General features: G+C 73.6%; 12 protein-coding genes. 3 read left to right on the top strand and 9 right to left on the bottom strand.

Annotated elements, in window-relative coordinates:
* The first annotated feature begins 39 nt into the window (after window positions 1-39).
* Window positions 40-1,260 (top strand): ABC transporter substrate-binding protein, encoded by a 1,221-nt coding sequence (locus tag OG767_RS05060; protein ID WP_405092358.1) that lies wholly within the window; start codon window positions 40-42, stop codon window positions 1,258-1,260.
* A gap of 118 nt (window positions 1,261-1,378) precedes the next feature.
* On the opposite strand, the gene OG767_RS05055 is transcribed toward OG767_RS05060, so the two are convergent.
* From OG767_RS05055 to OG767_RS05040, 4 genes are all read right to left on the bottom strand, one after another.
* A complete protein-coding gene (locus tag OG767_RS05055; RefSeq protein WP_107157178.1) occupies window positions 1,379-1,972 on the bottom strand; it encodes an ATP/GTP-binding protein in 594 nt (197 codons plus the stop codon).
* Between the two features lies 1 nt (window position 1,973).
* Window positions 1,974-2,351: a DUF742 domain-containing protein gene (locus tag OG767_RS05050; RefSeq protein ID WP_107157253.1), complete on the bottom strand. Its 378-nt coding sequence runs from the start codon at window positions 2,349-2,351 to the stop codon at window positions 1,974-1,976.
* Between the two features lie 100 nt (window positions 2,352-2,451).
* On the bottom strand, window positions 2,452-2,856 hold the full coding sequence (locus OG767_RS05045) for a roadblock/LC7 domain-containing protein (RefSeq protein WP_013731521.1): 405 nt from the start codon (window positions 2,854-2,856) through the stop codon (window positions 2,452-2,454).
* The gene (locus OG767_RS05040) at window positions 2,853-6,614 is read right to left on the bottom strand and encodes a nitrate- and nitrite sensing domain-containing protein (RefSeq protein ID WP_405092357.1); all 3,762 of its coding nucleotides are present in this window, start codon (window positions 6,612-6,614) and stop codon (window positions 2,853-2,855) included. Before OG767_RS05040 ends, OG767_RS05045 begins: the two co-directional genes overlap by 4 nt.
* Window positions 6,615-7,115: 501 nt before the next feature.
* Here OG767_RS05040 and OG767_RS05035 point away from each other — a divergent pair.
* The gene (locus OG767_RS05035) at window positions 7,116-7,412 is read left to right on the top strand and encodes a hypothetical protein (RefSeq protein WP_281942959.1); all 297 of its coding nucleotides are present in this window, start codon (window positions 7,116-7,118) and stop codon (window positions 7,410-7,412) included.
* On the opposite strand, the gene OG767_RS05030 is transcribed toward OG767_RS05035, so the two are convergent.
* A complete protein-coding gene (locus OG767_RS05030) occupies window positions 7,413-8,489 on the bottom strand; it encodes an adenosine deaminase (RefSeq protein ID WP_281942960.1) in 1,077 nt (358 codons plus the stop codon).
* A 46-nt stretch (window positions 8,490-8,535) separates the two neighbouring features.
* Window positions 8,536-8,955, bottom strand: a complete 420-nt coding sequence (locus OG767_RS05025) for a PPOX class F420-dependent oxidoreductase (RefSeq protein ID WP_396772936.1) — start codon at window positions 8,953-8,955, stop codon at window positions 8,536-8,538.
* Between the two features lie 64 nt (window positions 8,956-9,019).
* Between OG767_RS05025 and OG767_RS05020 the strand changes: the two genes are divergently transcribed.
* Entirely contained in the window at window positions 9,020-9,871 is an 852-nt protein-coding gene (locus OG767_RS05020) for a putative RNA methyltransferase (protein ID WP_405094138.1), read from the top strand.
* Window positions 9,872-9,877: 6 nt separating this feature from the next.
* Here the strand turns inward: OG767_RS05020 and OG767_RS05015 are convergent, their stop codons facing one another.
* The 3 genes from OG767_RS05015 to OG767_RS05005 all read right to left on the bottom strand — a co-directional run bounded on the left by OG767_RS05015 (window position 9,878) and on the right by OG767_RS05005 (window position 12,793).
* Entirely contained in the window at window positions 9,878-10,558 is a 681-nt protein-coding gene (locus tag OG767_RS05015; protein WP_107157173.1) for a DUF4272 domain-containing protein, read from the bottom strand.
* 98 nt (window positions 10,559-10,656) lie between these two features.
* Window positions 10,657-11,937 (bottom strand): thymidine phosphorylase, encoded by a 1,281-nt coding sequence (locus OG767_RS05010; protein ID WP_405092356.1) that lies wholly within the window; start codon window positions 11,935-11,937, stop codon window positions 10,657-10,659.
* Between the two features lie 142 nt (window positions 11,938-12,079).
* Entirely contained in the window at window positions 12,080-12,793 is a 714-nt protein-coding gene (locus OG767_RS05005) for a cytidine deaminase (RefSeq protein ID WP_405092355.1), read from the bottom strand.
* Between the last annotated feature and the right edge of the window lie 35 nt (window positions 12,794-12,828).

Below are 12,828 nucleotides of genomic sequence, written 5' to 3'. Positions count from 1 at the left end.
GCGGCGGCGCCTGTTCGCCGGGGTGGGAAGGCGACTCCATTGGCGACACCGGCATTCGACTCCACCGTGCTCACCCGTCGGGGCGTCCTCGCGGTCGCGGCCGGCAGCCTGCTGCTCGCTGGTTGCGGGCCGCAGGGGCAACGGCCGGACGAGGGCGGGAGCAGCAGCGCCCCCGGTGACCAGAACCTGGTCGTCGGCGTCAGCCTGGAGCTGAGCGGTCGCGGCGCGGCGCTCGGCGTGGTGCAGCGCCGGGCGCTGGAGATCACCGCGGAGTCGCTGAACCGGTCCGGGATCCCGGTCGGGAACCTGCTCCGGTCGGTCCGGTTGGAGATCCGGGACAACGGCAGCGACCCGCAGGTCGCCGCGCGGCACGCCGCCGACCTGACCCGGGCCGGGGCGCACGCGCTGATCGGCGGTGTCCTCGGCGAGACCGCGACGGCGCTCGCGACGGCCGCCCAGCAGCTCAAGACGCCGTTCCTGGCGCTCGGCCAGGGGGACCGCATCGTGCTGCCGCTCGCCGAGCGCACGTTCAGCTTCAAGCTCACCCCGGATGGCATCGACGTGGCCCGGCGGATGGTGGACCTGCTCGAATCGCAGCGGGTCCGGCGGGTGGCCCTGCTGGCCGCGGACGGGCCGCACGGCGACTCGGGCGTACGGGCGGTGCGGGAGGCGCTCGGCAACAGCGGCGTGGAACTGGCGCGCACGCTGCGGCTGCCGGAGACCGGGCGGAGCTTCCGGGCGGTCGCCGAGCGCGCCACCGCCGGCGACCCGGACGCCGTCATCGTCTGGGGCACCGCGCCCGATTCCGGTGACGCGGCCCGGGAGCTGCGTCGGGCCGGTCACCGCGGCGCGATCTTCTTCGACGCCGGCGCGGTGGTGGACGACACGCTGCGCGGGGCCAACGCGAAGGCGGTCGAGGGGGCGTACGCCGTGCACCCGGCCTGCCTGGGTGGTTCCGCGTTGACCGCCACCAGCGGCGCCCAGGTGGCCCGGCGCGACTTCGACTACCGCTACACCCAGCGGCACGGCACCTCGGTCGGCTTCGCCCCGTACGCCGCGGACGCGCTCCAGCTCCTCGCGGCGGCGGCCCGGAAGGCGACCAGCCTCGACCGGGGCCGGCTGCGGGCGTTCCTGCAGACCCAGATGACCGAGGGCATCGCCGGCGGGTACGCGTTCACTGCAGACCGGCACGGCGGCATGGAGGTCGACTCGCTCGGCGTCTACCGGGTGTCCCAGGGCAGCTGGACCCGGTACGCCTGACCGTCGTCCGGTGGCCGTCGGGACGGCCCGGTCACCGGACGACCGCGTACCGCGTTCGACCCCGGACGGCAGGAAGCGCCCGGTGGCCCAGGGCCATCGGGCGCTTCCACGTATCGCCTCAGGCGGGCGCGACGGCCCGGGAGCGCCGCATGGTGAGCACGTACTCGACAAGCGAGATCAGCACGTGCTTCGTCGACTCCCGGTTACGGGCGTCGCAGGGCACCACCGGCACGTCCCGAGAGATCGCCAGCGCGTCCCGTACGTCCTGCGGGTCGTGGTACTGCATGCCGTCGAAGCAGTTGATGGCCACCAGGTACGGCAGCCGCCGGTGCTCGAAGAAGTCGATGGCGGCGAAGCAGTCGGCGAGCCGACGGGTGTCGACCATCACCACCGCGCCGATCGCTCCCCGGACCAATTCGTCCCACATGAACCAGAACCGCGTCTGACCCGGCGTACCGAAGAGGTACAGGATCAGGTCACGGTCGATCGAGATACGACCGAAGTCCATCGCCACCGTGGTCGTCGTCTTGCCCGGCACCTGCCGGGTGTCGTCGACGCCCACGCCGGCAGAGGTCATGATCGCCTCGGTGGTCAGCGGCGTGATCTCCGAGACCGAGCCGACCAGCGTCGTCTTGCCGACGCCGAAACCACCGGCGATAACGATCTTCGCCGACGTCACGCGCCCGCTCGGGGCCGGCGGCCGGTGCGACATGTCAGAGCCTGCGAAGTCCACTCAGCACCCTCTCCAGCAATTCAGTGCCCACCGCGTCGTCGGAGTCGTCCAGAATGGTCGGCTCGTGGACTGCGACCAGGCCATCCGTCGCCATGTCGGCGATGAGCACCCGGGCCACGCCGAGCGGAAGCTGCATACGCGCCGCGATCTCGGCAAGCGACTGCACGCGTCCGTCACACAACGCGGCTATGTACTGGTGTTCACGGCCTTGGCCCCCGTTGCCGGTGGCCATCGCTCGGCCGCGCACCGTCGTCTCGACGAGTGCCTCCAGGGCGATGTCGAGCCGGGGACGGGTACGACCACGGGTTACGGCGTACGGCCGGACCAACGCTCCGGTCGGCTCGTCACGATCCGCCATGTCGCCGCTCACCTCCCTCGCACCCGGCACCGGCTCGCCCCGGTGGCATCCGTCGCTTTCCTTGTTCTTTCCGCCCCTGACCCACCGGCCAGCGCGTCATTCAGCCCATCATCCCCACAGCCGTACGCGGCTGTGGCGTCAGGGCGTCGCCCACCCGGTCGACGAGCAGTGCCATCTCGTACCCGACCTGGCCCACGTCGCAGCTGCGCGCGGCGAGCACCGCGAACGACGAGCCGTCGGAGATGGACATCAGGAACAGGAAGCCGTTGTCCATCTCGACCACTGTCTGCAGCACCGCCCCGCCCTCGAAGCACCGCGCCGCGCCCTGGGTCAGGCTGACCAGGCCGGAGGCGATCGCCGCGAGCTGGTCGGCGCGGTCCCGCGGGAGGTCACGGGACGAGGCGAGAAGCAGGCCGTCGGCCGAGACCGCGACCGCGTGCGCCACGCCGGGCACCCGGTCGGCGAAGTTGGCGAGCAGCCATCCGAGATCCTGCGTACTAGTCATCCTTGTTGCTCCTTCTGCCCGCTCCCGGCCACCGGGCCTGAGCCAGACTGCGAGGACTGCTGCCGTCCCGGAGTGCCCTCCGGGCCGGTCGTGTTGCTGTCGGTCGGGTGGTTACGCCCCCGCTGCACGCCCCGATGGTAGGCCGAGAGGAGACCCCGGACCGCCTCCGGCGTCCGCCGCTGGGCCGCCGGCACCGGCTTGTCGATGCTGCCCGGCACGAGCTGCGCCATCGGCGTCCGCTTGGGCAGACCCTTCCGGGTGGTCTCCGCCACCGGCACCTCGGTGGCCGCCGAGGCGGCACGCCAGCCGTCGTCGGCCGCGGTCTGCCAGGGCGACGACGGCTGCGGCGCCGCCGGCTGCCGGCTGGGCAACCCACCGGCGTACGCGGGACGGCCGTTGCCGTTCGCCGGCCGGTCGTCACGGGGCGCTCCGCCGGCTGTCGGGGTCGGTGCCATCGGTGTGTTACCTGTCGTCGCGGATGTCGGCTGCGGCACCGGCCGCCCGGCGGTGTCCACCTTGGCGAACTGCTGGGTCGTGGCGCCGTTCGCCGGCGCGGCCTGGGCCGGCGCCTCGTCGCTCGGCCCCGGCCGGCGGGTGCGGAACCACGCGGACTCCAGCTCCCGGAAGATCGGCAGTTCCATCGTCTCGTCCGCGTACCGCTGACGGTTGCCGGCCTGCTGCGGCGTGGCCGGTCGCGGCGCGGGTGCCGACGGCTGGGCCTTCGGCTGCTGGGTGGCCGGCTGCTGGGTGGCGGCCGACGGTGTCTCCGAGCGCGGCACCCGCGGCAGCTCGGTGGTCATGTCGAGCCCGGCGGAGAGCCGTTCCGGCACCGCGGGGGCCGGCGCGGGCGTGGCCGGGGCGACCGGCGGCCAGACCGGCGGCGCGCCCACGTGCGACGCGGGCGCCGGACGCGCCGGCACCTGGTCGGCCGGCGACGTGGGGGCCGGGTTTCCGCCGACCGGCTGGCCGGAGACCGGCACGGCCGACACCGGCCGGGTCGGGAGCGGGTGGCCGGAGACCGGCGTCGCCGACACCGGACGACCGGAGTACGGGTCACCGGAGACCGGACGGCCCGAGTACGGGTCACCGGAGACCGGACGCCCCGAGTACGGGTCACCCGACACGGGACGCCCCGAGTACGGGTCACCGGAGACCGGGTGGCCGGAGACCGGCGCGGCCGAGACCGGACGGCCCGGGAAGGGGTGGCCCGAGACCGGGGCGCCGGAGACCGGCGGCAGCGGCGGGGCGGACACCGGCGGGACCGGCGGCGCGGACACCGGCGGCGGCGAGTACGGCCGCGCCTCGGGGCTGCTGGGCAACTGCCGTGGGATCACCGGCTGCTGGCCGCTGGTGGCCGGGTCGCCCTCGCCCGGGTTGCGGCGCTGGGGCAGCGGGTCGATCGGCTGGCCGTTGGACGACCGGGGCGGGTAACCGTCGCCGGCGTTCGCGTTGGCGCCGGTCAGGTCGGACCAGGCCGGCATGGCACGGCCGCCGTTGGCCGGCGTGCCGGCACCGTTGCGGTGCGCCGGGTCGAAGGACCGTCCACCGAGCGTGACCTGGTTGCCGGAGGTGCCGGGGTGCGGCGCGGGCGGCGGGGTGTGCGGGCCGTTGCCGAGCGCGGCCAGCGCGCCGAAGGCCGGCGCCGGACCACCCGACTGCCCGAAGGCCGGCGTCGGGCCGCTCGGCTGACCGAACTGGCCGAAGGCGGGTGCCGGGCCGGGCTGCTGCGGACCGGCGGCGGGAAGGGCGGCTGCCGGCCCGCCCCGGCCGGCGAGGGCGCGCGGCACCAGGACGGTGGTGGGCAGCGTGACGTCGGCGACGGTGCCCCGGTCGCTGGCGGGCCGCAGCTCGACCTTGACGCCGTGCCGGGCGGCCAGCCGGGCCACCACGACCAGGCCCATCATCCGGGAGACGGCCACGTCCACCTGCGGGGGCGTGGCCAGCCGCTCGTTCAGGTCGTGGAGCTGGTCGGCGCTGATGCCGATGCCCCGGTCCTCGACGTAGAGGGAGGCGCGGTCGCCGACCCGGCGGGCCTCCACCATCACGTGCGAGTCCGGTGGCGAGAACGCGGTGGCGTTGTCGAACAGCTCGGCGACCAGGTGCACCAGGTCGTTGACCGCGTGCGCGGCGACCTCGATGTCCCGGTCGATCACGCCGAACTCGATGCGGGTGTAGTGCTCGACCTCGGACTGGGCGGCGCGGAGCACGTCGATCAGGGCAGCCGGCTCGCGCTGCACACGGGTGGAGTCCGCGCCGGCGAGCACCAGCAGGTTCTCGTCGTTGCGGCGCATCCGGGTGGCCAGGTGGTCGAGCTGGAACAGCTCGGCCAGCCGGTCCGGGTCCTCCTCGCCGCGCTCCAGCCGGTCGAGGTGGCCGATCAGCCGGTCGACCAGGATCTGCGAGCGGCGGGCCAGGTTGACGAACATGGTGGCGACGGACGCGCGCAGGGCGGCCTGCTCGGCCGCGGTCCGGACCGCCTCCAGGTGGACCGCGTTGAACGCCTCGGTCACCTGGCCGAACTCGTCCTTGCTGCGGACCGGCAGCGGCTCGGCGATCTGGTTGGCCAGCTGCACCGGGGAGAGCTGGCCGGTCACCTGCGGGTCACGCAGCCGGGCCACCGCCTGCGGCAGGCCGTACTGGGCCACCGAGAGGGCGCCTTGGCGCAGGTCGCGCAGCGAGCGGGCCATCGAGCGGGCGACCAGGTAGGCGAAGAGGATGGCCAGCAGCAGCATGGTGAGCAGCAGGCCGGTCTCCAGGAACACCTGACGCTGGGTGTCCGAGCGCAGCTCGTCGGCCTGCTCGACCACGTTGCTGTCGAGGCGGGACTCGACGGTCCGGAGCAGCTTGGCGTTGCCGACCATGGCCTGGTCCCACTGGTCCGGCCCGAACGGCGCGTTCTTCATCGAGCCGCTGTTGTTCGCCGACATGAAGCCGGTGAGGTTGTCCGCCTTGCGCAGGTCGGGACCCTCGACGGTCTGGTCGAAGAACTCGGAGTCGGCCGGGGTGGCGACGGAGCGGAAGGTGGCGAGCGCCTGGGCCTGGGCGGTGCCGCTGGCGATGAACTGCTCGCGCAGGGCGGGGCTGTACTGCCCCTGGGTGAGCGCCTGATGCACGACCACCCGGCGCTGGGCCAGGTATTCCTTCTGCCGGGCCACCGCGCCGGCGGCGCGCATCCGGTCGCTGAGGTCGTTGTCACCGGCGAGCTGGGTGCCCGAGTCGCGGATCGACAGCAGGTCGTTGATCAGGCGCTCGTACGCCTTCTCCGCCTCGTCGATCTTGAGCTTGCCGTTCAGCACCTGGCTACGGGTCGCGGGCAGGTCCTTGAGCTGGTCGTCGATCTCGTTCAGCCGGACCTGGAAGTTGCGGGGCAGGTCGTCGATCTCGCCACGCTGCCGCAGGTAGGGACCCTTGGCCTGGTCCACCCGCTGGTTGGCCCGGTTGTAGGCCTCCTGGTACTGCGCCCGGGTCTGGACTTCCTTCGCACCGAGGAAGAGCACCGAGCCGACCCGCTCGTCCTGCATGGTGTCGGCCAGTTCACCCGAGTAGCCGATCAGGCTGGCCAGGTCACCGGCCCGGTTGGCACTGTTGAGCGTCTCCAGGTGGTCGACCAGACCGCTGGTGCCCACCACGACCGTGGCGATGGTCGGCACGATCATGATCAGACCGAGCTTGGACCAGATCGGCATGTCGCGCAGCCGGCTCGCCGGCCGGCGCAGGCGCGACAGGAAGGAGCCCGCCGTCGTTGGCCGTTTGCTCACGTCACCGCCCTCGCAAAACCGCGTCCGACGTCACCTGCGGGCAACGCCGAGCGTCCGACCCGGCGGGTCGGACCTCCGAGATTCCATCACGCCGCCCCGCAAAGAGAAAGCCCAGGTTGTCCCTCACCGGAGGTGTGATGAGATGTTGATGCAATTTGATAGCAATCCGTCTGGCCGGAGTCACTGAAGGTAATGAATCACCCGCACCGCGTCGTCCTCCTCGCCGGACCCTCCGGCTCTGGAAAGTCGTATATAGCGCATCGAACCGGACTTCCCGTGCTCTGTCTGGACGACTTCTACAAGGACGGCGATGACCCTACGTGTCCGCGCCGAAACGGACAGGTCGACTGGGAGTCCCCGCTCTCCTGGGATGCGGACACGGCGGTGGAAACAATTGCCCGATTGGCCCGGGAGGGCAAGGCCGAAGTGCCGGTTTATGCGATCGGCGCGGACCGGCGGGTGGCCACCCGGCCATTCGACGTCGACGGATCGCCATTCTTCGTGGCCGAAGGGATCTTCGCCGCCGAGATCGTCGCCGAGTGCCGGCGCCGGGGCCTGCTCGCCGGGGCGTACGCGCTGCGCCGCCCGCGGGGCGCGACCTTCCTCCGCCGGCTCGCCCGTGACCTGGCCGAACAGCGCAAGGCACCGCGGGTGCTGGTCCGGCGCGGGATCGCGTTGCTGCGCGCCGAGCCGGCCGTGCTGCGCCGGCAGACCGGGCTGGGCGCCGAGGCCGCCCGGGCCCGGGAGGTGCTGCGCGGGGTGGCCGCCCTGCTCGCCGGCCACCCGCGCCGCCCGTGATCAGCCGATCAGCTCGGCGTACGCCGGCTTGATCACCTCGTCGATGATCCGCAGCCGTTCGTCGAACGGGATGAACGCGCTCTTCATCGCGTTGATGGTGAACCACTGGAGTTCCTTCCAGCCGTAGCCGAAGGCCTCCACCAGCAGCGCCATCTCCCGGGACATCGAGGTGCCGCTCATCAGCCGGTTGTCGGTGTTCACCGTCACCCGGAAACGCAGGTCGCGCAGCAGCCCGATCGGGTGGTCGGCGATCGACGCCGCCGCCCCGGTCTGCACGTTCGACGACGGGCACAGCTCCAGCGGGATGCGCTTGTCCCGCACGTACGCGGCCAGCCGGCCCAGCACCGCCGGGTTGCCCGGGGTGATGTCGTCGACGATGCGGACGCCGTGGCCGAGCCGGTCCGCACCACACCACTGGATCGCCTGCCAGATCGACGGCAGCCCGAACGCCTCACCGGCGTGGATGGTGAAGTGGAAGTTCTCCCGCTGGAGGTACTCGAACGCGTCCAGGTGCCGGGTGGGCGGGAAACCGGCCTCCGCGCCGGCGATGTCGAAGCCGACCACGCCGGTGTCCCGGTGCCGCACCGCCAGCTCGGCGATCTCCTGCGAGCGGGCGGCGTGCCGCATCGCGGTGAGCAGCGTGCCGACCCGGATCGGGGTGCCCGCCTCGCCGGCCAGCGCGCTGCCCTCCCGGAAGCCGGTGACCACCGCGTCGACCACCTCGTCCAGCGTGAGGTTCCGCTCCAGGTGCTGCTCGGGCGCGAACCGGACCTCGGCGTAGACCACGCCGTCGGCGGCCAGGTCGAGCGCGCACTCCCGGGCGACCCGACGCAACGCGGACGCGGTCTGCATCACGGCCACGGTGTGCGCGAACGTCTCCAGGTAACGCTCCAGCGAGCCGGAGTTCGCCGACTCGGCGAACCAGCGGCCCAGCGCGTCCGGGTCCGTGGTGGGCAGTTCGTGGTCGGCCTCGGCGGCCAGCTCCACGATCGTCGCGGGCCGCAGGCCGCCGTCGAGGTGATCGTGCAGCAGCGCCTTCGGGGCCTTGATGATGTCCTCGTACGAGATTGCGACCATGCTCAGACCCTAGTCACCGACGGTGCCGGCCCGGCACCGGACCGGCTCAGGGACGCCAGCCGTAGACCCGCTCCACCGCCAGGCGCAGGACCAGCCGGCCGTCGGCCACCATCGCGGCCCGGTAGTCGGCCCAGTCCGGGTGCTCGCCGCGGATGCCCCGGTAGACCTCGACCAGCTCCTCGACCGTCGCGTCGTCGGTCGCGGCGGCCGGCGGGGTGAGCGTCACCGTGCCCTCGGCCACCGCGTACGCCCCGCCGTCGGCGGTGGTCACGTGGAAGCTGGCCCGCGGGTCCCGGCGCAGGTTGCGCACCTTGGCCCGGTCGCCCGTGGTGGAGCAGCGCAGGAGCCCCGGCTCGGCCAGGTAGTCGAGGTTGGACAGCTGCGGGCGGCCGTCCCGGCGCAGCGTGACAAGCACTCCGCGCCCGTGCCCGCCGAACAGCTCCCACAACCGCGCGCTTGTTGACATGACACCCAATCTAGAGCCGCGGTTCGGCCGCCGGAATAGGATCTTCGGCGTGGCCGGTTCCGCTCTGCTCCCGTCGGTGCTGACCCGGCTGCGCTGCCCGGTCTGCGGCGAGCCGCTGACCGAGACCACCGCCGGCACCACCCGTGCGCTGCGCTGCCCGCGCGGGCACAGCTTCGACACCGCCCGCCAGGGGTACGTCAACCTGCTCGCCGGCCGCGCCCCGCACAGCGGGGACAGCGCCGGGATGGTCGCCGCCCGGGCCGACTTCCTCGCCGCCGGCCACTACGACACCGTCGCCGCCGCGCTGGCCGCCGCCGCGACGCGGGTCGCGCCCGACGAGCCGTACCCCCTGGTGGTGGAGCCCGGCGCGGGGACCGGGCACTACCTCGCGGCGGTGCTGGCGGCGCTGCCGGACGCCGCCGGCCTGGCCCTGGACGTCTCCAAGCCGGCGCTGCGCCGCGCCGCCCGGGCGCATCCGCGCGCCGCCGCCGCGCTGGCCGACACCTGGCAGCGGCTGCCGCTCGCCGACCGGTCCGTGACCGTGCTGCTGAACGTGTTCGCGCCGCGCAACGGCCCGGAGTTCCACCGGGTGCTCGACCCGGCCGGCGCGCTGCTGGTGGTCACCCCCGCCACCGACCACCTCGCCGAGCTGGTCGACGCGCTCGACCTGCTGCGGGTGGACCCGGCCAAGGCCGACCGGGTCGCCGGCAGCCTGGGCACGCACTTCGTCGAGGAGTCCGCCGGCGAGCACCGGGCCCGGCTGGCGCTGACCCGCGCCGAGGTCACCACGCTCGTCGGGATGGGCCCCAGCGCCTGGCACGCCGACCCGGAACGGCTCGCCGCGCGGATCGCCGCGCTGCCCGAGCCGGTGCCGGTCACGCTCGCCGTCCGGCTCGGCACGCACCGCCCCCGCTGAGCCGGCTCAGGTGGAGAGGTCGACCTCTTCCCACCCGGGGGGCTCGTCGTGGTACGGCCCGCGCAGCACCACCGCCCACTCCAGCGCCCACCGGCGCTGGCCGATCGCGTTCGCGTCCACCAGCCCCGGCAACGCGCCGCCGGCCTGCTCGGTCTCCAGGTACGCCCAGTCCAGGCAGTAGTGCAGATCGAGCAGGGCGGCGGCGTCGGCGGGGTGCTGCGGGGCGGCCAGGATCCGGGCCCGCCACTGCGCGAACGTCTCGCCGGTGACCAGGTTCGGCATCCGCTCGACCAGCCGCTCGTCCACCGGCACGGTCGGGTCGAGCTGCTTGCTCAGGCCGAGCACCCAGGCCAGCGAGAAGAGCGCGTCGTGGTGCAGCACGAACGACCGGTGGTCGCCCCGCCCGCCCATCACGAACTGCCACTCCGGTGGCGTCAGCATCTCCACCAGGTGCGACTCCAGCAGCCAGCTCATCGCGGCCTGCGGGGGCATCCCGAAACAGCGGGCCAGGATCAGGTGCAGCACCGCGATGCGCGCCTCGATCTCCGGCGTGGGCCGCAACTCGATCTCGTCACCCGGCTCCCAGACCAGCGGGAACTGCGGTGGGGGCAGCGGAAGACCCAGCCGGGACAGCTCGTCGAGGCTCGCCTCACGGACGGCCCGGGGGTCGGGAGCGGATACGCGCAACGCCTCAGTCCCTGTCTGCTCGCCCCGGCTCGTCGCCGGTCGGTCCCCCTGGCCTGGGAGGATAGCGGCTCCGACCGGCCCGGCACCATGGCGGCCGGTCACCCGATGCGCTCGATGACCAGCGGCGTCGGGGTCGGGGCCGCCGGCGCCACCCGGAACGCCCCGCGCGCCTGCGCCAGCGCGGCCGGAATCCGCTCGGCGTGCTCGGCGCGCAGCTCGAACAGCGGGTCGCCGACGCGTACCGGATCACCGGGACGCTTGTGCAGCACCACACCGGCCGGGACGCTGACCGGGTCCTCCTTGCGGGCCCGGCCGGCGCCGAGCCGCCAGGCGGCCACCCCGATCGCGTACGCGTCCACCTCCGCCACCCAGCCGTCCTCGTCCGCGGTGACCAGCTCGACCTCGTTGGCGGTCGGCATCGGGGCGTCCGGGTCGCCGCCCTGCGCCCGGATCATGGCGCGCCACGCGTCCATGGCCCGCCCGTCGCGCAGCGCGGCGGCCGGGTCGGCGTCCGGCAGGCCGGCCGCGTCGAGCATCTCCCGGGCCAGCGCCAGCGTCAGCTCCACCACGTCGGCCGGGCCACCGCCGGCCAGCACCTCCACCGACTCGGTCACCTCGACCGCGTTGCCGACGGCCAGGCCGAGCGGGGTGGACATGTCGGTGAGCAGGGCGACCGTGCGCACCCCGTGCGCGCCGCCCAGCTCCACCATGGTGCGGGCCAGCTCGCGGGCGTCGTCGGCGTTCTTCATGAACGCGCCGGAGCCGACCTTGACGTCGAGCACCAGCGCGCCGGTGCCCTCGGCGATCTTCTTGCTCATGATCGAGCTGGCGATCAGCGGGATCGCCTCGACCGTGCCGGTGACGTCGCGCAGCGCGTACAGCTTGCGGTCGGCCGGGGCGAGCCCGTCCCCGGCCGCGCAGATGACCGCGCCGACGTCCCGGAGCTGGGCGATGAACTCGTCGTTGCTCAGCGCCGCCCGCCAGCCCGGGATCGACTCCAGCTTGTCGAGCGTGCCGCCGGTGTGGCCGAGGCCCCGGCCGGAGAGCTGCGGCACCGCCGCGCCGCACGCCGCGACCAGCGGGGTCAGCGGCAGGGTGATCTTGTCACCGACGCCGCCGGTGGAGTGCTTGTCCACGGTGGGTCGGGCCACCGGCGACAGGTCCAGCCGCTCGCCGCTGGCGATCATGGCGGCGGTCCACCGGGCGATCTCCGGGCCGGTCATGCCGCGCAGCAGGATCGCCATCGCCAGCGCCGACATCTGCTCGTCGGCCACCAACCCCTTGGTGTACGCGTCCACCACCCAGTCGATCTGGCCGTCGCTGAGCACGCCTCCGTCCCGCTTCGCCCGGATGACGTCCACCGCCGTAAAAGCACTCACCTTTGAGTTCCCATCAATAGATCAACACTCGGACCGCAACGACCCGCGAACCGTGACCGGGTCGGGCCTGGGCCGACCGTGCCCGGCGCAGGGATCAAGCCTGACCGCCCGGAGCCGGGCACGGTCGGCCCAGGCCCCCAGCTCAACCCCACCGAACCGGAATCTCCAGCGGCGGCTCACCCTCACCGGCCCAGAAGATCGCGCCGGACGCGTCCACCACGACCACGCGCGGCGTCCGCGCCGCCCCCCACTCGATCGCCCCGGCCGGATCGTCCCAGGTCGGGCCCTCCTCCAGCACACCGGTCTCGGCGCCCTCGGTGTCCCCGGCCGACCGCTCCCAGTAGGCCGTCCAGACCTGCTGCCCGGCCGAGAGGTCCGGGTGCACGAACACCGTGCCGCGCCCCCGCCAGGCGGCCAGCCGGTCGGGCACCACCGGCACCGGATGTTCGCCGGTCACCGCCTCGATGTCCGCCACGTCGAACGCGTGCGGCAGCAGCTCGGCCATCCGCAGCGGGCCGCCCTTCGCCTCGATCAGGCATTCCGGCCCGCCCTGCTCCCAGAGCAGCTGCCGACACCGGCCGCACGGCATCAGCGGCTCGCCTGTCGCGTCGACGCAGGACAGCGCCACGATCCGGCCGCCGCCGGTGGCGTGCAGCGAGGAGACCACGCCGCACTCGGCGCAGAGCACCACGCCGTACGCGGCGTTCTCCACGTTGCAGCCGACCACCACCCGGCCGTCGTCGACCAGGGCGGCGGCCCCGACCGGGAACTTCGAGTACGGCACGTACGCGTGCCGCATCACCTCGGTGGCGGCGGCCCGCAGCCGCTCCCAGTCGATGTCCATCACGACTCCCATTCTGCCCAATTCACGCCGATCGGTCGCGGGCGCGG

Source organism: Micromonospora sp. NBC_01392, assembly GCF_045040125.1.
Classification (GTDB): Bacteria; Actinomycetota; Actinomycetes; order Mycobacteriales; family Micromonosporaceae; genus Micromonospora.
This window is presented reverse-complemented; position numbering and strand designations above follow the sequence as displayed.

What these genes read in the sequence shown, in the direction of transcription:
- OG767_RS05055 (WP_107157178.1), bottom strand. Translation starts at nt 1,972, where the DNA reads ATGTCGCACCGGCCGCCGGCCCCGAGCGGGCGCGTGACGTCGGCGAAG.
- OG767_RS05050 (WP_107157253.1), bottom strand. Translation starts at nt 2,351, where the DNA reads ATGGCGGATCGTGACGAGCCGACCGGAGCGTTGGTCCGGCCGTACGCC.
- OG767_RS05045 (WP_013731521.1), bottom strand. Translation starts at nt 2,856, where the DNA reads ATGACTAGTACGCAGGATCTCGGATGGCTGCTCGCCAACTTCGCCGAC.
- OG767_RS05030 (WP_281942960.1), bottom strand. Translation starts at nt 8,489, where the DNA reads ATGGTCGCAATCTCGTACGAGGACATCATCAAGGCCCCGAAGGCGCTG.
- OG767_RS05025 (WP_396772936.1), bottom strand. Translation starts at nt 8,955, where the DNA reads ATGTCAACAAGCGCGCGGTTGTGGGAGCTGTTCGGCGGGCACGGGCGC.
- OG767_RS05005 (WP_405092355.1), bottom strand. Translation starts at nt 12,793, where the DNA reads ATGGGAGTCGTGATGGACATCGACTGGGAGCGGCTGCGGGCCGCCGCC.